General features: G+C 41.2%; 21 protein-coding genes. 15 read left to right on the top strand and 6 right to left on the bottom strand.

Features of this window, described 5'->3' with window-relative positions; all coding sequences use genetic code 11:
* Positions 1-127: 127 nt before the first annotated feature.
* Positions 128-2,014, bottom strand: a complete 1,887-nt coding sequence (locus QP339_RS03255; protein ID WP_284910403.1) for a fructose-specific PTS transporter subunit EIIC — start codon at positions 2,012-2,014, stop codon at positions 128-130.
* Positions 2,011-2,955, bottom strand: a complete 945-nt coding sequence (gene pfkB, locus QP339_RS03260) for a 1-phosphofructokinase (RefSeq protein WP_284910404.1) — start codon at positions 2,953-2,955, stop codon at positions 2,011-2,013. Before pfkB ends, QP339_RS03255 begins: the two co-directional genes overlap by 4 nt.
* A gap of 141 nt (positions 2,956-3,096) precedes the next feature.
* Here pfkB and QP339_RS03265 point away from each other — a divergent pair, with 141 nt between their 5' ends.
* The 6 genes from QP339_RS03265 to QP339_RS03290 all read left to right on the top strand — a co-directional run bounded on the left by QP339_RS03265 (position 3,097) and on the right by QP339_RS03290 (position 9,991).
* Complete coding sequence (locus QP339_RS03265; protein ID WP_284910405.1) at positions 3,097-3,840, top strand: MurR/RpiR family transcriptional regulator; 744 nt, start codon at positions 3,097-3,099, stop codon at positions 3,838-3,840.
* A gap of 140 nt (positions 3,841-3,980) precedes the next feature.
* A complete protein-coding gene (locus tag QP339_RS03270) occupies positions 3,981-4,757 on the top strand; it encodes a (S)-acetoin forming diacetyl reductase (protein WP_284910406.1) in 777 nt (258 codons plus the stop codon).
* A gap of 228 nt (positions 4,758-4,985) precedes the next feature.
* A complete protein-coding gene (licT, locus tag QP339_RS03275) occupies positions 4,986-5,837 on the top strand; it encodes a BglG family transcription antiterminator LicT (protein WP_284910407.1) in 852 nt (283 codons plus the stop codon).
* Between the two features lie 14 nt (positions 5,838-5,851).
* Positions 5,852-7,702, top strand: a complete 1,851-nt coding sequence (locus QP339_RS03280; RefSeq protein WP_284910408.1) for a beta-glucoside-specific PTS transporter subunit IIABC — start codon at positions 5,852-5,854, stop codon at positions 7,700-7,702.
* A gap of 18 nt (positions 7,703-7,720) precedes the next feature.
* A complete protein-coding gene (locus tag QP339_RS03285) occupies positions 7,721-9,142 on the top strand; it encodes a glycoside hydrolase family 1 protein (RefSeq protein WP_284910409.1) in 1,422 nt (473 codons plus the stop codon).
* 12 nt (positions 9,143-9,154) lie between these two features.
* Positions 9,155-9,991 carry a Cof-type HAD-IIB family hydrolase gene (locus QP339_RS03290; RefSeq protein ID WP_284910410.1) on the top strand — a complete coding sequence of 279 codons (837 nt, stop codon included), beginning with the start codon at positions 9,155-9,157 and terminating at the stop codon, positions 9,989-9,991.
* 3 nt (positions 9,992-9,994) lie between these two features.
* On the opposite strand, the gene QP339_RS03295 is transcribed toward QP339_RS03290, so the two are convergent.
* Positions 9,995-10,873, bottom strand: a complete 879-nt coding sequence (locus QP339_RS03295) for a MurR/RpiR family transcriptional regulator (RefSeq protein WP_284910411.1) — start codon at positions 10,871-10,873, stop codon at positions 9,995-9,997.
* A 167-nt stretch (positions 10,874-11,040) separates the two neighbouring features.
* Here QP339_RS03295 and QP339_RS03300 point away from each other — a divergent pair, with 167 nt between their 5' ends.
* The 6 genes from QP339_RS03300 to QP339_RS03325 are packed head-to-tail and all read left to right on the top strand — an operon-like array spanning position 11,041 to position 16,599.
* On the top strand, positions 11,041-11,397 hold the full coding sequence (locus tag QP339_RS03300; RefSeq protein WP_284910412.1) for a PTS cellobiose transporter subunit IIB: 357 nt from the start codon (positions 11,041-11,043) through the stop codon (positions 11,395-11,397).
* Complete coding sequence (locus QP339_RS03305) at positions 11,397-11,720, top strand: PTS lactose/cellobiose transporter subunit IIA (protein ID WP_284910413.1); 324 nt, start codon at positions 11,397-11,399, stop codon at positions 11,718-11,720. The genes QP339_RS03300 and QP339_RS03305 overlap by 1 nt, the downstream gene beginning before the upstream one ends.
* Positions 11,721-11,725: 5 nt before the next feature.
* Positions 11,726-12,205 carry a hypothetical protein gene (locus QP339_RS03310; protein ID WP_284910414.1) on the top strand — a complete coding sequence of 160 codons (480 nt, stop codon included), beginning with the start codon at positions 11,726-11,728 and terminating at the stop codon, positions 12,203-12,205.
* Positions 12,206-12,219: 14 nt separating this feature from the next.
* Positions 12,220-13,641, top strand: coding sequence for a PTS cellobiose transporter subunit IIC (gene celB / locus QP339_RS03315; protein ID WP_284910415.1), 1,422 nt, complete (start codon positions 12,220-12,222; stop codon positions 13,639-13,641).
* Positions 13,642-13,655: 14 nt separating this feature from the next.
* Positions 13,656-15,086 carry a 6-phospho-beta-glucosidase gene (locus tag QP339_RS03320; RefSeq protein ID WP_284910416.1) on the top strand — a complete coding sequence of 477 codons (1,431 nt, stop codon included), beginning with the start codon at positions 13,656-13,658 and terminating at the stop codon, positions 15,084-15,086.
* A gap of 55 nt (positions 15,087-15,141) precedes the next feature.
* Complete coding sequence (locus QP339_RS03325; RefSeq protein ID WP_284910417.1) at positions 15,142-16,599, top strand: 6-phospho-beta-glucosidase; 1,458 nt, start codon at positions 15,142-15,144, stop codon at positions 16,597-16,599.
* A 70-nt stretch (positions 16,600-16,669) separates the two neighbouring features.
* On the opposite strand, the gene QP339_RS03330 is transcribed toward QP339_RS03325, so the two are convergent.
* Positions 16,670-16,963 (bottom strand): putative quinol monooxygenase, encoded by a 294-nt coding sequence (locus QP339_RS03330; RefSeq protein ID WP_284910418.1) that lies wholly within the window; start codon positions 16,961-16,963, stop codon positions 16,670-16,672.
* A gap of 126 nt (positions 16,964-17,089) precedes the next feature.
* Here QP339_RS03330 and QP339_RS03335 point away from each other — a divergent pair, with 126 nt between their 5' ends.
* Positions 17,090-17,569 carry a GNAT family N-acetyltransferase gene (locus QP339_RS03335; protein ID WP_284910419.1) on the top strand — a complete coding sequence of 160 codons (480 nt, stop codon included), beginning with the start codon at positions 17,090-17,092 and terminating at the stop codon, positions 17,567-17,569.
* A gap of 141 nt (positions 17,570-17,710) precedes the next feature.
* Here QP339_RS03335 and QP339_RS03340 read toward each other — a convergent pair whose 3' ends face one another.
* On the bottom strand, positions 17,711-20,452 hold the full coding sequence (locus QP339_RS03340) for a LamG-like jellyroll fold domain-containing protein (protein WP_284910420.1): 2,742 nt from the start codon (positions 20,450-20,452) through the stop codon (positions 17,711-17,713).
* A 352-nt stretch (positions 20,453-20,804) separates the two neighbouring features.
* On the opposite strand from QP339_RS03340, the gene QP339_RS03345 reads away from it, so the two are divergent.
* Both QP339_RS03345 and QP339_RS03350 read left to right on the top strand, forming a co-directional pair.
* Positions 20,805-22,523, top strand: coding sequence for an McrB family protein (locus tag QP339_RS03345; RefSeq protein WP_284910421.1), 1,719 nt, complete (start codon positions 20,805-20,807; stop codon positions 22,521-22,523).
* On the top strand, positions 22,511-23,755 hold the full coding sequence (locus tag QP339_RS03350; protein ID WP_284910422.1) for a 5-methylcytosine restriction system specificity protein McrC: 1,245 nt from the start codon (positions 22,511-22,513) through the stop codon (positions 23,753-23,755). The genes QP339_RS03345 and QP339_RS03350 overlap by 13 nt, the downstream gene beginning before the upstream one ends.
* A gap of 33 nt (positions 23,756-23,788) precedes the next feature.
* Here QP339_RS03350 and QP339_RS03355 read toward each other — a convergent pair whose 3' ends face one another.
* On the bottom strand, positions 23,789-25,081 hold the full coding sequence (locus QP339_RS03355) for a DNA cytosine methyltransferase (RefSeq protein ID WP_284910423.1): 1,293 nt from the start codon (positions 25,079-25,081) through the stop codon (positions 23,789-23,791).
* Positions 25,082-25,255: the final 174 nt, after the last annotated feature.

Raw genomic sequence — 25,255 nt, forward strand, 5'->3', positions numbered from 1 at the left:
TAAAAACTATCCGTATCCAGTAACTTACACTGGGCGGATAGTTTTTTTCTGTGAAGTTAGAATAAGGCTTTCTTGGTTTGTTCGGTTTCGTTGTTGATGTAGTCTTTTACTTCATGCTAGTTACCCATTAGTCTTCAATAAACAAATCATAAATACTTATCGGCTCATCAGATTGTTTGAGTTGATCAACAAAGTCTTGGTGGACGAGTTTTTTGGCTGTATTAGATAGATAGTTTAAATGTTCGTCTCCCTTGTCTGAAGCTGGTATGAGGAAAGCGATAAGTGTATCCACTTTTTCATTATCTAAGCTGCTCCATTCAATAGGGTCTTGCAATTTGATAATCAGCATTCCTGGCTTTGTGATCGCCTCTGATTGAGCATGGGGAATTGCAATGCCGTTCTCCATAGCGGTAGAGAATTCATTTTCTCGCGCTATAAATTTTTCCAGAACGCTTTGAGCATCCTTAGCTAGGCCTAAGCTTTGAGCGAAGTCGGATAAGTAGGTTAAGGCATCGTCACGGTTTTCAAGCTGAACTTGGGTTTTAATATGGGAAGGAAATAGGATATCTTTGAAGTGGTTAGTCCCTTCGTTCTCTTGTACATGTTTAGCTTCTGTTTGGTGCTTCTCCTCTTGTCTTTTGGCAACAAGACTCAGTAAGAATCCCGAAATTGCGGCACCGATGAGAATATTTACCACCCATAGTAGAGGTTTATTAACGAGAGGAAGCACGATAAAACCGCCGTGGGGAGCTGGAACAGTAATCTGACTGATATAAGTTAGAATAGCTGCAACTGAGGATCCCAACATAAAGATAGGAATATTAATTAGGGGGTTAGTCGCTGCAAAGGGAATAGCTCCTTCTGTAATATGTGTTGACCCCAGGAGGAAGTTGACCAGTCCAGCGCTCCGTTCTTTATCTGTATAGGCTTTTCGATTGAATAGAACGGCAAAACCAGTTGCGAGTGGCGGTGCGATACATGCTGCTGAAACACCAGCCATGAAGTAATAGTTGCCTTGGGCTAATAGGGCTGTCCCTGTTAGATAGGCGGCCTTGTTAACTGGACCTCCGAAGTCTGCAGCACTCATAATTCCGACAATGGCCCCGAGGACTATAGGGCTCGAGTTTTCCATGTTTTTAAGGAAAGCCATCATACCTTCATTAATTTCTTTCATAGGAATTGATAGATACCACACAATAAATCCAGTGATTAATACGCCTAAAACTGGTAATAAGAAGATAGATTTTAGGCCGTCTAAGGATTTGGGCAAGCCTTTGAGTAGTTTATTAAGTCCCATAATAATGTAACCTGATAGGAAACCACTCAGAATTCCTCCTAAGAAGCCCGTCCCATTGGTATAGGCGATCATCCCTGTAGCAAAGCCGACAACTAACCCTGACCGTTTAGCCATGGCTTCTGCAATATAGGCCGAGAGAACAGGGACCATTAAATTCATTGTTAGGCCACCAATTTGATTGAGCACGCTAGCAAATTCGTTATATTCTGGACTTGCGGGATCTGCAGAGTTGATGCCCCAGAAGAAGGAGATAGCGGTGAGCACCCCACCAGCTACAACAATTGGTAGCATGTGGGAGACACCATTCATTAGGTAGACGTAGAGGTTGTGGAGGAAGGAACTAGAAGACTTCTTACTTTGTTCTTCCACTGAATTGTGCCGGGTGCCGGCATGATAGATCGGCAAATGGTCTTTATCTAAAGCTTGTTGGATGAGATCATCTGCTCGCTTCATTCCGGCTGAAACAGAGACATTGATCAAAGGCTTGCCATCGAAACGTTCTATATTAACATCTTTATCGGCCGCAACGATAACAACGTCAGCTTCTTGAATATCTTGGAGGCTGAGTTCGTTTTCAACTCCAGATTGACCATGTGTTTCTACTTTAATAGCAACATTATGCTTTTTTGCTGCTTCTTCTAATGCTTCCTGAGCCATATAGGTATGAGCAATCCCAGTAGGACAGCCTGTTGCAGCTATAATTTTGTATCGATTCATTTTTGAGCCCCCTCAATTCTTTTGATTGATATCTCTTTGGCTAAGTCGTCAGTATCTGTAAAATCTGTTAAGGCTGTGGTAAAGGCAGTAGAAGATCCGGCGGCTAGACTATATCTCAGAGCCTCTTCATAAGAACTTCCCTGCTGGCAATACGCGATGAAAGTTCCTAGCATGGTATCTCCAGAGCATGCGGTATTAATCACTTTTCCCTTCGGCGCATTACCGTATAGGACGGTATCCTTATTTATAAATAAGGCGCCTTGACTGCCTAAAGATAGTAGAATATTTTGTGCTCCCTTAGTGATGAGGATTTTAGCATAATGAATGTAATCATCGAATGTTAGTTCCACTTCGTCACTAATTTCAAACCATGATGCGATTTCCTCTTCGTTAGGTTTGATTAAAAGGGGCTTATACGGTAAACAATCCATAACAGTGGTGTAACTGGTATCAACGATTAGTTGGAAGCCTTGGGCAGATGACAATTCGGCTAAGGTAATTAATTGGTCAGGTGATATCCCCTTAGCGAAACTTCCTGAAACAATTAAGAAGTCGTCACTGTTTAAGGTGTAGATTTTAGTCATTAAAGAGTCGAGTGTCTCTTTGCTGACTTGGGGGCCTGGGTTCACTAACTTATATTCCAGGTCAGCTTCTCTTACTCGTGTAAAGACATTGATGCGGGTTGTTCCCTCTGTTTGAATAAAGTGAGTATCGATGCCTTGTTCATGCAAATAGTCTTCGATAAAATGAAAGGTAAAGCCGCCCCCAATACTAAGGGCACAGGAATCGATGCCTAATTTTTTTAATATCAAAGAGACGTTAACGCCTTTCCCATTGGCGATCACATCATAATTATTGGTGCGGTTTACGGTATTTGGCAACAGTTTATTGGTATCAATAAATAAATCAATTGCAGGGTTTAATGTACATGTATAGAACATCTCCCCACCTCCTCTTGCCTTTAGTATAGGGGAAAGAATAATGTAAATGTTTTCTTTTCTGGTATAATAGCCTTTGTAGCTTGTAAATCTTTTACAAGATGATGTATCAGTCAAGTATTAAGGTATTTAAAGGAGTAAGCCATGGATAAGTTATCGCAAGCAGAAAGATTTTGCTGGAAGTTCATTCAAGATAACTTTGCTAAAATTCCTGACTTAACCATCACAGAGTTAAGTGAATTAGCAAATGTTTCGACGGCCACCATAGTCCGTACCGTCCAAAAACAAGGCTATACAGGATATACTTCTTTTAAACAAAGTATTAGCAATCAATCACATATCATGAAACCCTTTAGTCATTTAGAAGGAGAGCCAGCCCTTGTTAAAGAGGCCGTTCTGAAGAATTACTGGGAAGTCACCCATACTATTAATCAACTGAATGTTAAAGATGCCCTTAAAGCAGCAGAAGCCATTGCAAAAGCTGATAAAATATATATTTTTGCACGGGGATTATCGGAATTATTGGCTGAGGAAGTGTCGATTAAACTCGCTTTGCTAGGGAAAACCTGTAAAAAATATACAGATCCTAATTTAATTAGGGGAATAGCCCAACGTGCCAGACCAGAAGACGCCGTACTATTCCTAACTTTAAATGGAGAAACTAAAGAACTTGTCGAAGCAGCCAAGATAAGCAAGGATTTAAAGAGTACTAATATTGTGATTACGACGAATAGAGATTCGAGCATTATGCAGTATCGAGATATTGCTTTAATTGGGTTTAAATCAAGAAATTCTTTCTTACCTGATTACGAGGTTCACTCTAGACTCCCCCTATCTATCCTCTGCCGAATATTAGTAGACATACTAGCGATAAAAATAAATGACTAATAAAATCTCCCCCTGACTGGCATTACCGATAAGTGGCCAGGATTCATCGGGATTTGCGATCACAGGGGGGTATCTTTAGACACTGCCTTTTCAAAGAGGTATAATTTATTTGTAAAAAATAAAAATAAGGAGATTTTAATATGGCAGAAGAAAAAGTTGCTTTAGTTACTGGTGCTGCTCAAGGGATTGGGAAGGCCATCGCGGAACGTTTGTCCGAAGATGGTTTTGCGGTTGCTGTGGCTGATTTGAACGAAGGGGAAGCCAAGAAAGTGGCTGCTAGCTTGGAAGAAAAGGGGAAGAAGGCTATCGCCGTTAAGGTAGATGTTTCTGATCGCGACCAAGTCTTTGCGGCTGTAGAACAAGCAGCAGAAGCTTTTGGGCGTTTCGATGTGATCGTGAACAATGCAGGCCTTGGCCCAACTACACCAATCGAAACCATCACCCCTGAACAATTCGAACAGGTCTACAAGATCAACGTCGGTGGGGTTTATTGGGGGACCCAAGCTGCGGTTGAGCAGTTCGACAAGTTCGGCAATGGCGGGAAGATCATTAACGCAACTTCCCAAACGGGGGTTGTCGGCAATCCTAACTTGGCCCTCTATGCTGGGACCAAATTCGCGGTCCGCGGCATTACCCAAACCACAGCCCGCGACCTGGCTGAAAAGAATATTACCGTCAACTGCTATGCACCAGGGATCGTGAAGACCCCAATGATGTTCGATATTGCCCATCAAGTTGGCAAGAATGCTGGCAAGGATGATGACTGGGGCATGCAACAATTCGCCAAGGACATTACACTCGGTCGCCTGTCGGAACCTGAAGATGTGGCTGCGGCTGTTTCCTTCTTGGCTGGCCCAGACTCCAACTACATCACCGGCCAAACCTTGATCGTTGATGGCGGGATGCAGTTCCAATAAGAGAGTGAGTTAAAAGTCGTTGATTTCAGATAGGAATAGGAGCTAAACTTCTATTCCTATTTCTTTCTATAAAAGCGCTTGCAAAACAAGAGCAGATTTGCTATAGTAAGAGATAGATATGGATTGTGACTGTTCAATCAGGCAAGACCTAAGTAAAGGTGTAGGGCTAGGCAGACTAGCTTTAGACTTTTATTTGGGTCTTTTCTTTTTGGCGAGAGGGGTGAGATTTTGGAAGTTAAGAAGGTTTTTAATAATAATGTTGTGATGTCTATGAATGAGAAGAATGAAGAGATTATAGCCATGGGCAAGGGAATTGGCTTTAACAAACGAGTGGGGGATGACCTTGAACTAGAAAAGGTTGAGAAGGTCTTTGTCATGGACTCAAGTAAGAAGAGTGATTATGAGATCTACCATAAGATTGACCCTGTGATTGTCGAAATAGCGACAGATATTATCAAATATGCCCAAGGTGTTCTAGGAAGTCGGTTAAATAATAATATTTATTTGACCCTGCCAGACCACTTGAACTTTGCTATTGACCGGATACAAAAAGGCCTGGAAGTCACTTCTCCTCTCTATTGGGAGGTTAAGAATTTTTATACCGTCGAATTTATGATCGGCGAGAAGGCCCTGGAGTTGATTTATCAACGACTAGAATTAGCCCTTCCTGAGCATGAAGCAGCGACTATTGCTCTTCATATCATCAATGCCAAAGTAGATAGTCCAGGGATGGATCAAACCATTGAAGTCATTGAGATGGTTCAAGATATCTTAGATATTGTGTCTTACTTCTATGGGATTCAGTTAGATAGTTCGTCCTTCCACTACAGTCGTTTTGTCACCCACCTGCGCTATCTAGTGATTCGTTTATATGACCACAAAACAGTGGGAAATCATTCAGATAGTGATGATTTCCTTTATGGGCAGATGGTCAAGAAGTATCCGAGAGTGCGCGCCTGCGTCGAAAAAGTAGCTGCATATATTGAGCAGAAACTTGAGGTGACGATTGGTCAGGAAGAGAAATTATATTTGATGATCCATATTCAACGCGTGATAAGTCAGTTAGAAAATGAGGAATAAAGGAGTTGGAAAAGATGTCAAACCATGATTTAGCCCAGGCCATTATGGAAAATGTGGGTGGGGAAGAAAATGTGCGAAGCTTGGTCCATTGTGCGACCCGCTTACGCTTTAAGTTGAAAGATAGTTCGAAGGCCAACCGTGAGGCCTTGGACGAGGTCCCAGAAGTCCTCTCAGTTGTGGAACAGGGTGGGCAATTCCAAGTAGTCATTGGGAATAAGGTATCTAAGGTCTACCAAGCGATTATGGATAATTATTCCATTCGTTCAGGTGAGAGCGAAGCGACAAGGGATGAAGTCTCCCAAGAGAAAAAAACTGGTTGGAATAAGGTTTTTGAATATATTTCAGGTACCTTCTCACCTCTAATTCCTGCTATGACAGGTGCAGGGATGATCAAGGCCTTGCTAGCAGTCCTTTCAATCTTTTCTTTGATTGATACAGAGGGAGCAACTTACGCTGTTCTTAATGCAGCAAGTTCTGGTTTCTTTACCCTCTTGCCGATTTTTGTGGGGATTACGGCAGCCAAGCAGTTGAATGCTAATCCCTTTGTAGGGGGCGCTATTGCTGCTGCCTTACTCGATCCCTCTTATACGGCCCTCTTAGAAGTCAAGGAAGGCCTGCATTTTATGGGTCTGCCATTAGTAGTGACGGACTATGCCTCAACCGTCTTCCCAATTCTTCTCGCTATGGCTCTCTATGCGCCTATTGAGCGCTTCTTGAAGAAACATACACCGGATACGATTTCCTTGTTCTTTGTGCCAATGATGGGTATCCTAATCATGGTACCCCTAACGGTGCTTGCCTTCGGACCCTTTGCCCAGTATGCGAGCGGTTTAGTTGGACAAGCCATTAACGGTCTCGTTAATTTCTCCGGTATCCTTGGCGGTATCTTAATCAGTGGGGTTTGGCCTTTCTTGGTTATTCTTGGTGTTCACTGGGGCGTGGTACCTTTGATGATTGAAAACTTCGCTAAGGGTGGGGACATCATTGGGCCGATTACGGCTGCAGCAACCTTTGCTCAGACAGGAATTGCCTTTGGGGTCTTCCTCAGAAGCCACCGCAATAAACAGTTAAAATCATTAGCTCTATCAGCTTCAACCTCAGGCTTCTTGGCGGGTGTGACGGAGCCTATCCTATATGGTTTGGTCTTAAGATACCGCCGCTTGATTCCTCTGATGGTTATTGCTTCCATGATTGGTGGAGCTATCGTCGGCGTCTTTGATGTTCGCGTCTTTACCTTTGTCTTCAATAGTGTCTTAACCATTCCTAGCTACTCCCCTATGCTCGGTTACAGTATCGGCGTAGGAACTTCCTTCATCATCGCTACCGTTCTTGCCTTTATTTTTGGGACAGGCGACCAAAAGACGGATGCCAAGGAAGAGACAGCTGACAATAGCCAGTCAGCAGCTGATACGGAGCTCAAGATCGAAATAGCCGCACCGCTTAAGGGCGAAGTGGTTCCTTTAAGCCAAGTGAATGACAGTGTCTTCTCGAGTGGCGCAATGGGTAAGGGCCTCGCTATTAAGCCAAGTGAGGGTAAGGTTTATGCACCTTTCGATGGCAAGGTCGTCTCCCTCTTCCCAACTCACCACGCGATTGGCCTAGTGAGCACAGATGGGGTTGAATTATTGATCCATGTCGGCTTAGACACGGTCCAATTAGATGGGCTTTACTTCGATACTAAGGTTGCTGTTGACCAAGAATTTAAAGCAGGTGATTTATTGCTAAGTTTTGACCAGGATAAGATTGCTGAAGCAGGTTATGATACAGTAACCCCAGTGATCGTCACGAATTCAGCAGATTATATGGATGTTTTTGTTGAAGAAGGTCCAGTTGATCAATCGAGTCGAGTTATGATACTTGTGTAGATAGAAAGGATGGATAAGATGTCAGTATTTCCAGAGAATTTTTTATGGGGCGGCGCGACAGCTGCCAATCAATTCGAAGGAGCTTATAATGTTGATGGTAAGGGCTTGAGCGTTCAGGACGTGACGCCAGACGGTGGTTTTGGCCGGGTGACTGAAGAACCCACTCCAGATAATCTCAAGTTAGAAGGCATTGACTTCTACCATCGCTACAAGGAAGATATTGCCTTGTTCGCGGAGATGGGCTTTAAGGTCTTTCGTTTGTCCATTGCTTGGTCCCGTATCTTTCCTAAGGGTGATGAGACAGAACCTAATGAGGCAGGCTTGCAATTCTATGATGATGTCTTCGATGAACTCGCTAAATATGGTATTGAACCTTTAGTTACTCTCTCCCACTATGAGACCCCGCTCCATCTCGCCCGAGAATATAATGGTTGGGCCAATCGAAAATTGATCGATTTCTATGCTCGCTATGTACGCACAGTCTTTACACGTTATAAAGATAAGGTGAAGTATTGGTTAACCTTCAATGAAATTAACTCCCTTTTTAGCCTGCCTTTCATCAGTGGAGGGATTGCCACGCCTAAAGAAGAACTCAGCGAGTCTGACCTCTACCAAGCAGCCCACCATGAACTCGTGGCTTCTGCTTTAGCAACGAAGATTGGGCATGAAATCAACCCTGACTTCCAGATTGGCTGCATGGTTCTTGCTATGCCAGCCTATCCTATGACGGCGCACCCGCTCGATCAATTAGCAGCTCGAGACTATGAAAACCACAACTATCTCTTCTCAGATATTCACGCGCGCGGAGAATACCCAGGCTATGCTAAACGTTATTTCAAGGAGCATGGCATTGAGATTGAATTCGCAGAAGGAGACAGGGAATTACTCAAGGAACACACGGTAGACTTCATTTCTTTCTCCTACTATATGAGTGTCGCCGCTGCCCACAATCCTGAAGACTATACATCAGGTAAGGGGAATATTCTAGGCGGGCTGTCAAACCCCTATCTTGAAGCCAGCGAATGGGGCTGGCAAATTGATCCGGTCGGTCTAAGACTCGTCCTCAATGACTTCTATGACCGCTACCAACTGCCACTCTTTATTGTGGAGAATGGTTTGGGGGCTAAAGACCAACTCGTTGATGGACCAGATGGCCCCACAGTTGAGGATGACTACCGGATCGACTACCTGAACCAACACCTCTACCAGGTTGGGGAAGCCATTAAAGATGGGGTAGATGTCATGGGCTACACCACTTGGGGCTGTATTGATCTCGTTTCGGCATCGACTGCTGAACTATCTAAGCGCTATGGCTTTATCTATGTTGACCGTAATGATGATGGGGAAGGAACGCTAAGCCGTTATAAGAAGCATTCCTTTGACTGGTATAAAGAAGTGATTGAAACAAATGGGGGCAGTCTCCAAGCCCCTGATGCCTAAAGAGGAGGATCTATGCAGACACAATTTGTATTCTTAGATGTGGATGGGACAATTACTAACTACCGCAATGAAATTCCAGAATCGGCTATTCAAGCTATTCGTCAAGCCCGAGCTAATGGGCACAAGGTCTTGCCCGTTACAGGCCGGAGCAAGGCAGAGATGTACCAAGAAATTTTAGATATTGGCTTTGATGGTTATATTGGTGGTAACGGTTCTTATATTGAATATGAGGATGAAGTCCTTTACGAAGAAGTGCTTTCGACAGAAGATAGCCAGGCGATCGTTGATTGGTTGGATGACAAAGGCCTAGCCTATTACCTGGAATCTAATAATGGTCTCTTCGCCAGTCCCAATTTTGAAGAGCGCGGTCGGTCGACCATGCAGGAATATGCCGCCTATAAGGGCCAACCTCATCCTGAAGATATGGATGTGAGGAAGTCATTCCCTGAAATGATTTTCGGAGGGGATCTCAAACGAACAGATTTGAATAAAGTCTCCTTTATCCTAGAATCCTATGACGACTACCTTGAAGCCAAGGGCAAGTTCGCCCATCTGAAAGTTGGAACCTGGGGAGGTAATGGTGAGAAGGCCCTCTTCGGTGATATTGGTGTCGCTAACATCACAAAGGCTGGCGCAATTGGCCGACTCTTAAAACTGGTCAACCATCCTAAAGAAGCTACCCTAGCCATTGGCGATGCCAAAATTGACCTTTCCATGATTGACTACTGCCAAGTTGGCGTCGCGGTTGCCAGTGGAGGTCCTGAAATCAAAGAAGCTGCGGACTATGTGACCGCAGCGGTAGATGATGATGGGATATATAAGGCTTTCGAACATTTTGAGTTGATTTAGGGGTTAGTCTTCTTCATTGAGGAGTTCGTTATCAGACGTTCTCCTTTCAACAGCTCTATTGAGTTTCATAATATGGCGCATGTTTTGTTGATAGTTTAAAGAAAAAATACATGCATATAAGGCATTGAATAGAAAGAAAATAGAAGTTGTTGAATTAAAGTTACCGATTTTAGAGTAAAGTTTTTCATGGGTGCTGAGATTAATAGTATAGAGACTTTCTTTGGACAAAGAATTTTCTCCTATATTAGTAAAACTAATTATCTTAGCACCTGATTTTTTTACAAAGTTAAGTGAGCGAACGATTTCTGGATTTTCACCTGAATAAGAGATAAAAAGAGCGATGTCTTCGTTTTGCATATTATAAGCTGTAAACTCAGGATAATCAAAGTTATCAGCTACTTGAATGTTATAGCCAATCCGTATCATATTTGTAATGAAAAATTCAATAGCACTAAGATTATTTTTTGCAGTAAATATAACAATTCTGGGAGCATTCATGATTAGTTTGCAAACATTTTGAAAAGTTTCATAATCAATTAACTTTTGTGAATCATCAATGGATTCTTTCATGACAATAGCGATACGATTGATAATTTCTGGGAAAGTATCTGCTGAATTAAACGGTGTATTAGCATCTAAATCATTTATAGTAGATTTTAGATACTCTCTTTCTTTGATAAGTTCCTTTTTGAGTTCTAGCCATCCAGAAAGATTTAATTTCTTAGCTACTCGAATAACACTTGTTGAATGAGTATGAGTGGCTGTTGCTATAGAGGAGGTTGTCATATCTTCAAGATGCTCTGTATTTCCAATTAGGTAGTTAATAATAATTCGCTCAGAAAAAGAAAAAATATCCATTTCCATTTTTTCCTTAAGTAACATAAAGTTAATCACCTTTCCTGTGTATGATTTTAACAAATTTTATAGAATGAAGCTTTAAAGTTGTGTAAGAGACTTCTAAATATAGAGATTAGCTTGAGGAAGAATAAAGGGTAATATAATATATAAATGTAAGCGTATACATAAAACTAGAAAGGATATGGTTTTAAATGAAAAAGGCACTTATCATTTGTAACGCAGGTATGTCATCTTCAATGATTGCTCAAAAAGTTACTCAGTTTTTCGAAGGTCGGGATCTTCCTATAGAAGTGGAAGCAACGACAGTAACTAAAGGTAAGGATATTATAGAGAAAGATCAATATGACTTATATCTATTAAGCCCTCAGGTTAAAATGGCTAGTGAAAATTTAACAAAATCAGCTCAAGCTAAGAATAAGCCTCTACTTAACATTGAGCCTGAAGCTTATTTACCTACAGAAGAAAGTACAATTAAATTAGCCATGCAAATCTTCCCTGTATTTAAAGAAGACTTAAAACGGGAAAAGGCTGAAAGAGAGGGTAAATAATGGAATCATCTGAAATTCAACAAATAGCTTTTCAAATTATTTTATCATCTGCTAACGGTAAAACTTTAGCACATGATGCTATTCAGTTAATGAAAGCGGATAAATTTGAAGAGGCAGAACGAAAACTTGAAGAATCCAACGATGCTTTCATTGAAGCTCACAATGCTCAAACAGAACTCTTGCAGTCATACGCAGGAGGAGAAGAGATTGTAATGGAGATTATTATGGTCCATGCACAAGATCATTTAATGACCGGAATGTCATATCGAGATATGGCTTTAGAGCTATTAGATGTTTATAAACGATTAGCTAATAGGGATTGATGGTGATGCAAGCAGCTGAAAATAAGAAAATAAGAGAAAAACAAACAAAAAAAGTTATAAAGTTTAATCGGTTTTTATGGCAACGTTATAGTTTAACTCTTTTTTTCTTTGTTAATTTATACTGGTTTATATTTACTATAGGAAGCCATAGTTTAGGAGTGCTTCTTCCTTTGGTTCTCTTAGTTAGTAATACTATGGCTTTGATTGAGCAGTTTAAACTATATAATAGACCAAGTAATCATTTGAAATGTAGTCGAAAGCATTTTATCTATCAACTATTAAATTTGATAGTAGTAGTTATTTCGCTTTTTAGTCAGTCACTATTTGAACAAATTTTTCCTTTTATAGCCTACCAAAGCTCTGGGATTATTCTTATAGTGATGACTAATTTATTGGGAGGAATCTTATCCTTACTTAATTTGCATGCTGTGAAGGCTATTTACAATAATAATGATGATTATTATAGAAAAATAAATAATAAGTAGAGGGGGAGAATATTATGTCAGAAAATGCGAATTCTGGTCTATTTGCTTTTATGGAAAAATATCTTATGACACCAATGACAAAACTTTCTCAGACGCAATTAGTTCGCGCGATTCAAGCCACAGGTGTAACAACAATTCCATTTACTATTGTTGGGTCTATGTTTTTGGTTTTTAATATTTTGCCGACAGCTATTCCAGCATTACAATCCTTCTTTGAGAGTACTTTCTTTAGATTTAGTGAGCTGTATATGCTTGCTAATAAAGCAACAATGGGTGTATTAGCTTTATATTTTACAATTGCTTTGGGTTACCATTATACATATATTATAGTGGAAGATAATCAAGATTTAGATTTAGATCCCATTTATGGGGCAACGCTTGCTCTTTTTGGTTTTATTATGACCATACCTCAAATTATATGGGAAGATGGGTATATGACAATTGTCCACGTAGTCAGTGAAGAGGAAATGATTATAAATGGCTGGGCATTAGGAGGAGACGGTGTTTCGAGATTTGGTTCGATAGGTGTTTTTGTTGGGATTATTATGGCTATAATCGCCGTGCATGTCTATAAATTCTGTATAGAAAAAAATATAGTGATAAAGATGCCAGCTGCTGTTCCAGCAGGAGTGGCAAATTCTTTTACTGCTTTAATTCCAATGTTTATCTTAGCGATTCTTGTTCTACTTATTAATGCTTTATTTATCTTTTTAGGAACGGATATATTCCAGGCTATTCAATTACCTTTTATGTTTGTTAGTAATCTGACAGGTACATGGCTTGGCTTTATGATTATACTCTTCTTGATTCACGCACTTTGGAGTGTAGGGGTTCATGGGGCAACGATTATTTCGAGTATTGTTAATCCTATCCTGATTAATAATATGGCAATGAATGCTTCTGGAGATGCCCATGCTACGTTAGCTGGTGAATTTTGGAATGCCTATGCTTATCCTGGAGGGTCAGGCTCTACTTTACTTTTGACATTAATGATGGCAACCATTTGTAAATCAGAACAATTAAAAATATTAGGTCGAACCTCTGCAGTTCCTGCTATTTTTAATATTAACGAACCAATTATCTTTGGCGTTCCAATGATCTATAACCCTGATATGTTGGTTCCCTTCATACTTGCTCCGATGGTCGCAGGTTCAATTGGTTATTGGGCCACTGAACTAGGTTTTGTGCGTCCGGTCATCGCTTTGATGCCATGGCCAACACCAGCAGGAATAGGTGCTTTTGTTAGTACCGGTGATTGGCGAGCGATTCCTGTAGCTCTGTTAAGTGTTTTAGGTGCTGGATTAGTTTACTACCCATTCTTAAAACGCTTTGACAATAAATTAAAAGAAGAGGAATTGCATAAGGCAGCAGAACTTGCTGCTAATGGCTCTGATGATGCTGAAGCAGCTTTAGATGATTTCTTTAGTTTAGATTAGAAAGGGAGGATAAAATGGGATTTAGAAAAGACTTTTTATGGGGTGGCGCAACTGCAGCCAATCAATGTGAAGGAGCCTATGATGTAGATGGACGTGGGCTAGCTAATGTTGATGTCATCCCTATCGAAGATAGAGCGGAGATTGTTACTGGTAAAAGAAAAATGCTTGATTTTGAGGAAGGGTACTTCTATCCAGCAAAAGAATCAATTGATATGTATCATCACTATGAAGAAGATATCGCATTATTTGCAGAGATGGGTTTTAAGACCTACCGTTTCTCAATTGCATGGTCAAGAATTTTTCCAAAGGGTGACGAAGTAGAGCCTAATGAAAGAGGGCTTGCATTCTATGATAATTTAATTGATGAGTTATTAAAGTATGATATTGAACCTCTTGTAACCATTACTCATTTCGATATTCCGATGCATTTAGTTACTGAATATGGTGGTTGGCGCAATCGAAAAGTTATTTCTTTCTACGAACGACTTTGCAAAGTCCTGTTCAATCGCTATAAAGGAAAAGTTAAATATTGGTTGACCTTTAATGAAATTAATATGCTCTTGCATGCACCTTTCATGGGGGCAGGGATTGTCTTTGATGAAGGCGAACATAAAGAACAAAGCCTCTATCAAGCTGCTCACCACGAATTGGTAGCGAGTGCACTTGCAACAAAAATTGCACATGAAGTCGATCCTAATAATAAGATTGGCTGTATGATGGCTGGAGGTGTCCATTATCCGCTTACTCCCAAACCTGAAGATGTCTGGGGAGCTTATACTAGCGATCGTGAGAACCTCTTCTTTATCGATGTTCAGGCTAGGGGATACTATCCTAATTATGCCTTGAAATATTTTGAACGTAATGGCATTGAACTAGAGATAAGTCATGAAGACAAAGCGATACTGAAAGAGAATCCAGTTGATTTTATTAGTTTCTCTTATTACAACACGCGAATTGGTGTAGCTGAAGATGCCGAAGTAGAAAATGTTGAAAGTAACTTATTCCAAACACCGGATAACCCCTATCTAGAAAAAACAGAATGGGGATGGCCAATTGATCCATTAGGTTTTAGGACAACAATTAATAGTATCTATGATCGTTACCAAAAGCCATTATTTGTTGTTGAGAATGGACTAGGTGCAGTAGATGAACCTGACGAGAATGGCTATGTCGAAGATGACTATCGGATTAAATATTTAGCTGAACATATTAAGCAAATGCGTGATGCAGTTGACCTAGATGGTGTTGATTTATTGGGCTATACCACATGGGGATGTATTGACTTAGTTTCAGCTGGTACCGGTGAAATGAAGAAACGATATGGTTTTATCTATGTTGACCGTGACAACTATGGCAATGGAACACTCAAACGTTCTAAGAAGAAATCGTTTAATTGGTACAAGAAGGTTATTGCAAGCAATGGAGAAGATCTATCAAATAATTAATAAGGATTATTGGACCAGATCTTATTAATCTTGAGTTTAAGAAAGGATGCTGAGAATGACACAATTTCCGAAAGATTTCCTATGGGGCGGGGCCGTGGCTGCCCACCAGTTAGAAGGTGGTTGGGAAGCAGGAGGCAAGGGTCCCAGTGTGGCAGACGTGTTGACGGCGGGAGCTGTTGAACAACAACGACAAATCCATCAAGAGATTGATCCCAATGTCTATTACCCCAATCATGAAGCGGTTGATTTCTACCATCGCTACAAGGAGGACATTGCCTTATTCAAGGAGATGGGCTTGCAAGCATTTAGAACGTCGATTTATTGGTCACGCATCTTCCCTAAAGGGGACGAAGTGGAACCCAATGAAGGGGGTTTGCAGTTTTATGACAATCTATTCGATGAATTAATCGCCAATGGAATTGAGCCTGTGATTACTTTGACTCACTTTGAGATGCCTCTTCACTTGGCCCAGGAATACGGTGGCTTTAGGAATCGTAAGGTCGTTGACTATTTTGTTCACTTCGCTGAAACGGTTTTTGAACGGTACAAGGATAAAGTGAAGTACTGGATGACTTTTAACGAGATTAACAATATGATGGACTATGAGAATCCAATTTTCTTGTGGACCAATGCGGGGGTGACAGTTGAAGAAGGGGAGGATGCTGAAGAAGTGATGTATACCGCAGCCCACCACCTTCTCTTAGCGAGTGCCCTAGCAGTCGCCAAGGGCAAAGAAATTAATACTGATTTCAAGATTGGAACCATGATTTCCCATGTGCCAATCTATCCGAAGAATTGCCTACCTGACAATGTGATGCTAGCTGACGAATCCATGCGCCTTCGCTTCTTCTTCCCTGATGTCCAGGTCCGTGGCTATTATCCAAGCTATGCCTTGAAGAAATTTGAGCGTGACAATATCTCTGTGCCCATTCAAGCTGGGGATGAAGATATCCTCAAGGCAGGGACGGTTGACTATATTGGCTTTAGCTACTACATGTCCAATGCAGTGGATATCGCGTCTGAAGAATCGGATGATGACCACAAGATTCATGGCCAGATTCCATACCAGGTAGAAAATCCCTATCTTGAAGTTAGCGATTGGGGCTGGGCCGTGGATCCGGTAGGTCTGCGTTATACTCTGAACCGTCTATGGGAGAGATACCAACTACCACTATTTATCGTTGAGAATGGCCTAGGCGCCTATGACGAGATTAGCGAAGATGGCCAGATTCATGACGATTATCGAATTGACTACTTGAGAAAACATATTGAAGAAATGGAAATAGCCATTAATTATGATGGTGTCGAAGTCTGGGGCTATACACCTTGGGGAATCATCGATCTCGTCTCCTTCACTTCTGGACAGATGTCCAAACGCTACGGCATGATCTATGTTGATCGTGATGACGACGGATCTGGTTCCTTCGACCGCAAGAAGAAAGATTCCTTCGACTGGTACAAGCAAGTGATCGCCAGTAACGGGGAAAACCTGTCTTGGGAGAGTCGGAAATAAGCTGTAAAAGCATAAATAATTCTCAATCAAAAAAGCAAGCTGCCCTCCCACAGCTTGCTTTTTCTACAGTCTATTCCTCCGGCTGGTAGCGGTCCACCTTCATCCGCAGTTTATATTTATCGCGGAGTTCAGCGATCTCTTGCATCATGGGCGACTTATGGTGGGCATCGAGGGCGGACTGGTCAGTCCAGGTGTCGATTAAGAGGATGCTCTCGGGGTCTTCTAGGGGGACGAAGTAGTCATAGCGCAGGTTGCCGGGCTGCTGGCGGATGCGGTCGACAACGCCGCGGTCCATCATTTCTTGGGCGAACTTTCGCGCATTGTCGCCTTGGCCGCTGTAGATGATATTGATAACGAGTGTCATAGTATTCCCTCCTATATGTTCAGTTGTTCACTTACTTCCATTCTAGCATTTCTGTGCTTGAGCTTACAAGTTCCAAGCCTTTGTGCTATACTGGTTAAAATTTTACAAACAGACAGGGATGATCGGATGACATTTAGACTTATCCAAGCGAAGGACGATAGCCAGCTGGCTGGTCTTATTCGTTCGACTCTAGAAACTTTTCAGTTAGACCTGCCGGGGACAGTTTACTATGATCCGGAATTAGACCATCTGAGCGATTTTTATCAATCCAAGCCCCAAGAGCGTGCTTATTATGTGGCCGTGGATGACCAGGACCGGGTCTTAGGCGGGGTTGGCTATGCGGCATGTGGGCTCTTTGATCACTGTGCGGAATTACAGAAGCTCTACTTGGCTCCTCAAAGTCAGGGGCAGGGCTTGGGCCGTGCGCTGATGGAGTTAGTGATGGATAAGGCGAGGGCAGCTGGCTACCAAAGGCTCTACCTAGAGACCCATTCGAAGCTGGCAACCGCCATTATCCTCTACCAGAAGTACGGCTTCAGGGAAATTCCTCGTCCTGATCACTTGATCCATACGACGATGGATCGCTTTTTCTTGAAGGACTTGTAGGGCATTTTTATTTATACTTCAACGATTAAAAGCAGCAGATAGCTTAGGCGTGTATCTGCTGCTTTTTACTAAAATTCAAGGCCCAAATTCAAAAGCGAAACGGATTCTCACTAGCACCATTAAAGTGAGAGCGGTAAGATTCTATTTACGCTTCTTAAAGCTAAAGGCAGAACCCAGAGCGACTAAACTCAAGCCAAAGCCGAGTACACCTGCACTAGCACCCGTTTGGGGTAGGGTGGAGGTTGCCTTCTTAGAAGCAAGTGAGCGTGGGCTTTCCTTAGCCTTGGCTGGGTCTTGGGCACTGACTCCTTGCTTGCTAGCGGTTTGACGGCTTGCTACTGTTGGCATCGTCTGCTCAGCTTGACCTGCACCGGTTTCTGAGCGAGTCGTTTGACCACTAGCCTGGTCAGTTGCTTGGCTTCCTGTCTGACCAGGATCAACTTGGCTAGTCGCTTGCCCTTGGTCTGGCTTGCGGTTAGCCTGATCGCCAGTGGTGGTTGAAGTCGCTGGGCCTTCATTTTGTCCAGGCTTAACACCTGCCCCAGGCTTGGTGCTGGTCCCTGGTTTGACCTCTGACCCAGGCTTGCTTCCTGTTTGCCCTGGATTGACTGGATCTGAAATTGAGCCAGTTCCTGTTGTACCGCCAGTCCCTGTTCCGGGAGTTTCTGCCTTAGCTGCACGGGCGGTTAACCAGTCCTTAGTTTGGAGAGGACGGTCCACTAAACGTGTTTCCCCGATCCAGCCGATGAAGCCGTGTTCGCCCTGGCCGCCGTAGAAGGAACCGCCCAGGCGCCAGGGTTGGCCCTTGTCGTCAGCGAGGCCGACCGTGTTTGTGGCATTTCGGAGGACAGGGACACCGTTAACATACATGGTCAGGGTCTTGGTCTCAGGATCGTTGACCGCGGCTAGGTGGTACCAGTCGCTCAGGTCGACGATTTCGCCGGACCAGGCTGAGCCTTCAGTCGCTTCAGGGGTCTGTTGGTCGACGAAAGAGAATTGGACTTCGCTCAGGTTAGAGAAGGCCCAAGCGAATGGCGGTTCCTCACCCTCAGTTCCCACATAGCCGGGGATATTTTGGCGCTGGCCTTCGCGGACGAGCCACTGCATCCAGTTGTTGACGCCATCTGGATTGTATTCGGGGTCGAACTTGATGAAGGTCTCGAAGGTATAACCATTCTCAAAGTTCTCCAGGTTGATTGGAGCACCATCCTTGGTGCGGAAGTAGGAGGCCCGGTGGTGGGGATTGTCAGCCGTTGGGCGGCTACCGTTCTCGAAACGGATGGACCCCGCATTCGATGATAGGGGATGGTGGTCCTTGGACCAGGTCACGTCTTCCAGGACAGCGCCCCCGAGATTGTCTTCATTGAGCGGCGCCCGGTAGAAGTTGTTAGCCGGGTTGGTGATGTCGACTAAGGCGTCGCCAACATTAACGACTATGCCGTCTTCGCCGGAAATCCGCCAGTGGGCCACGGTCCCTTCAACGACAGGGTAGTCGTCCTCTGAAGCGGGACGCGCTTGATCAACAGGCTGAGGGGCCTGGTAGTTTTCGCTGTAATAAGTCCGCAGCTGGCTTGAATAGGAGGGGTCATCAGGCTGGCCTACCACCAAGTTAGGGAAGCGGCCCTTGAAGTCAAAGTTGAAAGTAAAGCTGGCCCCGTCGTCGGTCAGGAAGACTTGGTCATAGCCGTTCCGGGTCTCTTCAGCCTTGGTTGGTACCCAGGGGGAAAAGGTCGTCTGGTGGATCTTGCCATTGGTCAGGTCGAATTCAGTGAGAGCCATGTAACCATTCCCGCCCATATAGGCCATCTGTTGGTCGGTCAGGATCTGGTAGACGGGGTTACCGAAGTTATTGGTCCGCTTGACGCGCGACGCCCCGTGATGGTGGCCGTTATAGGTCAGGAAGACCTGGTCATTAGGAGCAATGAGCCGGTCCCAGACCACTTCACCGAATGGGGTCTTCAGGGCCTGTGAAGTGACGGTATCGTTGTTGATCAATTGGTGGGAAACCAGGATGGTTGGCGTGTCAGGGTTTTCTTTCAAAACCGCTTCTGCCCAGTCCAATTCTGCTCCTTCAGCGCCCCAAGAGAGGCCGAGGACTAAGAAGTCTTGGCCGTCCACATTGAAGATGTGGTATTCGTGGGCATCATTCGGACCTCGACCTTGGAAGCTGGCGTTCTTTTGGGCCCGTTCGCCAGGGAAGACCTCGGTATAGTAGCCATAGTAAGGACTCTGGCCATTCTCCAAGGCCTGGCCGCCGATATCGTGGTTGCCGGCAATGATCAGGTAAGGCTCCTGGTTAGCTTCGAGGATGCCCATGGCCTCGCTGGCAACCTGCCACTGGGCGGGCTTATTGGCCTGGTCGACCACATCCCCCACGTGGAGGGTCATGGCAATCCCATAGTCATCCGCATGGTCCACAATCCACTGGGTCTGAGCCGCAAAAGGTTCCGACCCATAAGCTGCATTGAATTGGTCACCCTCGGCCTCTGTCGCATAGCGGGCGTAGAACTGGGTATCCGGCAAGATCGCTAGGGAAAAACGTGAACCCGGCTCTTGACCAGCCTCAACGGTTGTCGGAATCTCCGTCTCCTTAACCGGCGTCACCACCTGCTCGAAAGTCGGGTCTTGGTCCACAATCTGTTCCCTGGAATCCGTCGCCGAAGAGATGTTCTCCTGGGTCTTGAGCGGGGCCTCCTGGGCGATCTGGTCCGAGACCTTAAGCGTATTCTGTTTATCCTGGTCAGTCGCCGCCCGTTCAACCGTCTGGGGCTGGGTCGCTTCCACATGCTCCGCAGCCGCAACCGACACCTGGCCCGCACTCACAAAGGCACAGACCACAGCCGACGAGAACAAGAGATGCTTACCAACAGCTAATTTCTTCATATTATTAACCCCTCCATATCATTAATCTACTACTACCCCTAATTATAGCGAGCGGATGTTTAGAATATGTAAAGGTCTTGTGTGGCTTGTGTAAATGTCTATAGTTCAGGATTTCACTACTTTCAAGGTCTTTTGTTCATATTTTTACTGGTTTCCAGTATAATTGGATGTAAAAGTATTTTTTATGATTGAAGTCATGAAAGTAATTTAGGGGGATTTTAATTACACCTAATTCAATTAATAAAAAGTTTATCGTATGTCGTAGTAAAATTAATTGATTTAAACTTGATCAGTTGACAATGATTTTTTAGATTTTGACTTTGCAAATGATTAGCATAGAAAAGAGGAAGCAATGGATTGTTTTGTTAAGAAAGAAGACGTCTATAGCTCAATAAATTATTTTAAGAGTGAGCACCATGATGAGCTTCTTTATATGTTTTTGATATTAAAGCATTTAGGAATATCTGTTGAGCGTGAAATAAATTTAGCTGGCTCAGGCGAAAATAAGATTTCTAAAGCTACAAAAGAAGAACTAATAAATACTTTTGAAATTATAGGTGGAATCCGCGACAATACAGAAAATTTTGTAAATTACACTATAGTATTTCCATCGGGGTTTGTTAATTGTTATGGTAATAATCAAAAAGAAGCTTTCTACCAGCCAGGCAGCACTTTGCAGAATTATCCTAGTCGCTTTAAAGACACTTTAAAGAATGTGAGACGTGATAAATTTTTTGTTTACAATGAAGAATCAGCGAGTGTTAAATTGTCTAGAGATTATGACACAGTTATTTCTGAAGCATACCTACAAGGTAACAAAATATCTTTAAAACATTTATCAGCATGGATTTATCGTTTTTTTGCTCTACCATTTGAAAAAGAACCTAGCTCAGTAGAATTCACGAGAGTAATAAAAAAAGCTATTAATAAATACTTTAGATTAACGAAAAAAGAGTTTGATTGGTTAATAGAAGATGACTTAAGTTTAAATTTGTTATCACCTGCGAAAGATGGTATTTCAGGACAAGAGCTGAGAGAACATTTAGAAATTAGTGAACTCGTTACAGCTGCTAATAAAGACGTACTATCAAGTGGAGCTAATGCATCAAGGGATAACAGAATAAGTCCACAAAGTATAGCTAAGTATCTTGAAATCACTGGAGAAAACCCATCTTTTTCAACAATAAAAAAATTATTATTAGGTAAGAAGCAAATTATTCTCACTGGTGTTCCAGGAGTTGGAAAGTCCTATTATTCACAAAGGCTTATTGAAGAAAAAGATGATTATGGAAATTTGATTTTTGAAAAATCATGGACACTTCAATTTCATCAGAATTTTACGTATGAAGAGTTTATTGGTGGTGAAACAATTGATACGGATCCTAAAACTGGAAATTCTATAATTTCAACATTTAAAGGAAAGTTGATGAAAGCAATTGAAGAAGCTGAAAAGAATAGGGATAAGAAATTTCTGTTTGTTATTGATGAAATCAATAGAGGTAATATATCTTCTATATTTGGGGAAACCATTATTTTACTGGATAGAGAGTATAAAGTTGAATTATCGAAATCAATTGAGGGTGTTAATGAATTACGTTTGCCAGATAATTTATATTTGCTAGGAACAATGAATACGAGCGACAGGAATATTGCTTTTTTAGATTTAGCAATTCGTAGAAGGTTTGGTTTTGTAGAATTACAACCGAATAGTGATTATTTGTCTGAAGCAATTGTTCTACCAATGAATGATTTTAACTCTTTAGGAAAGTATAATTTAGGAGCAATTTTAGATAATATTAACAAAAACATAGTTAGAGTTCTAGGGGATGAAAATTTAAAATTGGGACAATCATATTTTATACCCAGCAATGGGTTTGAATGGAATTGGGAAGAGTTTCAAAACCAGTTTAACTATGTTATTTTACCGACTATAAAAGAATATTCTTATACAAGAAATGGTGTAGCGGAAATGGTTGTGGGAGATCAACTTGTAGATGGAATACAAGACATAGATTTATTTAAAGATGCTTTTTATAGTAGATTTTCGGAGATGATTATGTGGCAATCGTAGATTTCGTAGGAAACACAAGGCTAATAAAAATCAATAATAGTGAGATTAATTTTTTTGATAATCTGGCACAAAAATACAAAATAAATTGGGATAGAGATCTTCGAGATAATAACATTTTTCCGATTAGTAATTCTATAGTTGGTTTCATCGTTACACCACTTCAAACAATTGAACTTAAAAGTAAGTACAAAGAAATATCATTTAATCACATTTTAAGGATGTATTTGTATACTACTGGTTTCTCTAGGAGCAATGAGTCTCATATTCTCGATGTAAAGAATAATTCAGATGATTTTGATATAGCTCGAGATTTTTTGAATTTACTTTCAAAGGAAATCCAGGTGGGAATTAATCGTGAATATACTAGTGAGAAACGACAAAGTGATATTGTATCGGGAAGAGTTAATTATAAAAAAACTTTTGTTAACATTTTAAAAAACAAAAGTAGACCAATATCGACTCACCAAGATGTTTTAACCACTGATACTAAAATTAACTCGTTATTAACAGGAGCTCTAGTGAAATTAAGTAAGAATCCTAACTACTCATCTGATTCAACCGCTTTAAAAGACTATTTCACGGAGGTTATAAAACCTGTTGTTCAAGATGCGGAAGAATATTATAAAAGGATTAATTTAAACTCACAGACTGCCAGGTTTGAAGAGCTATTACAACTAGCAGTCTTAATCATCGATAATGCTGATTATAGTGATTTAGGCGATAACGCTGGAGTAGAAAGTTTTTTACTTAATTTTGATACTTTGTTTGAAGAATTTGTTGTTGAGGTCTTAAAGACTGTAGAAAATTTGAACTATAACTTGTTCACTACTTGGAAAAGAAAAAAGAATATGCTTGATGAAGCAAGTTTTCAAGAAGAAAAATTATATTATCAACCAGATATTCTTTATAATTTTGTGGAAAACTCTCCAAACCACGATTATAAAGACTATAGCTATGCTGTTTTAGATTGTAAGAATAAGGCATATAATGTTTTTTCAAATAGTGATGTATATCAAATTCTTTCTTATTCTGTTGCATTAAAATCAAAATGCGCAATACTTATATACCCGTCATTCTATGAACGTTCAAATAAATCAATTTATTTTGATTACGATAGGTTTTCTCCATCCAAGGTTGATGCATGTTTTATTAATATAGGAGAAAAAAATGGGGATAATTTTTTACTAAGTATTGATAATTTCAGGAACAAAATTTTTGATTTGTTAGATTAAAAAAAGCAGCTCTCATTTTTAGAGAGTTGCTTTTTAATATCCTATTTTATGTAGAGCTTTTATAACAGAATCTCCAACAGCTTTTGCTAACTTAGGAGGGACGGCATTCCCAATAATTTTATATTTTGCAGGAATAGAGCTTCCTATAAATTCATAATTATCTGGAAATGATTGTATTCTCGCGATTTCTCGAACAGAATATCTTCTGTTTTCTGTAGGGTGCAAAATACCACTATTTTCTGGTGTTGCTGCAGCTGTAATAGTTCCATTGATTTCATTTCTTGCAAAGCGACGATAAAAGTTGGGGGATCGATATTTCTTCATATTATCTCTTATTTTTTTTAATCTGTCTGGCAATTCATTATATGGCACATCTTTCCATGATCCGCCTTCTGGGATGAAGTTTACTAAATGTTGACTTTGTGGAGAGAGTTCCCATACTTCATTTTGGTTAAGGGTATTAGTATTAAGATTAATTGCATATCCTACAGTCAATTCGTGTTGAGGTATAAAATAAGGATCCGGAAATTTATAGTCAATGTTTAAATCACTTCTAAAGGCTACTATAAAAACTCGGTATCTATTTTGGGGTACACCATAGTTACTTGCTTTAAGAAGTTTATATTTCACATTATATCCTGGTTCGATATTTGCTAACATTTCTACAATGCTATCAATTAATAAAGATTTATCCTTATTTTTCATGGAGAGTAAGCCACGAACATTTTCCATGATAACTACTTTAGGTTTTTTTTCTGCAATTATTCTAATCATATCGAGATATAAATTACCTCTATCATCATCTGTCCCACGTCTGTTTCCAGCTGATGAAAAAGGTTGACAAGGGAATCCTCCAACTACAACGTCGGCATCAGGTAACTCTTTGGCGTCAATACTTTGTATATCTTGAGTAGATATAGGCCCGATATTATATGCATAATTTTCAGCTGCAGGTGCGTAGTTATCATTAGCATAAATTATATTAAATCCGCTTTTTGCTAATCCTAAATCAAGCCCACCTGCTCCACTAAAAAGAGAAATAGTGTCTAGTGAAGAATTCAACTCTAACTTCGTTTGATTATTTGTAACTTCTACATTGTCAAAAAGCGTAGTTTGGTAGTAATAATCATCTTCTCTTACAATAATATCTTTTATTTCGCAGTCAAGATAATCGCATATTCTATTCAAAGTATCAAAGCTTATATTTCGGTCGTTTCTTAATTTAGTCATCGTGCTTTTTGACAAGTTACATTCATCTTGTAATGTATTTTTTGAAATATTTTTTTTGCTCATATACGACCACAAGGGATTATATGTAATACTCATGCTTCACCTCCGTATAGAAAAAATCTATCAATACAAGTATAACATCTATACGATTTTATAGTAAAGGGAAACCCTTATAAATATTATGAGAAATAAAGTTGAAGATTGTTCGCTAATAGTAGAAATGACAAGGTGCTATTAGCAGTTCCTTTGTTTTTCATAATTAGAAAAAAC

The organism is Aerococcus sp. UMB7834, from assembly GCF_030215145.1.
Classification (GTDB): Bacteria; Bacillota; Bacilli; order Lactobacillales; family Aerococcaceae; genus Aerococcus.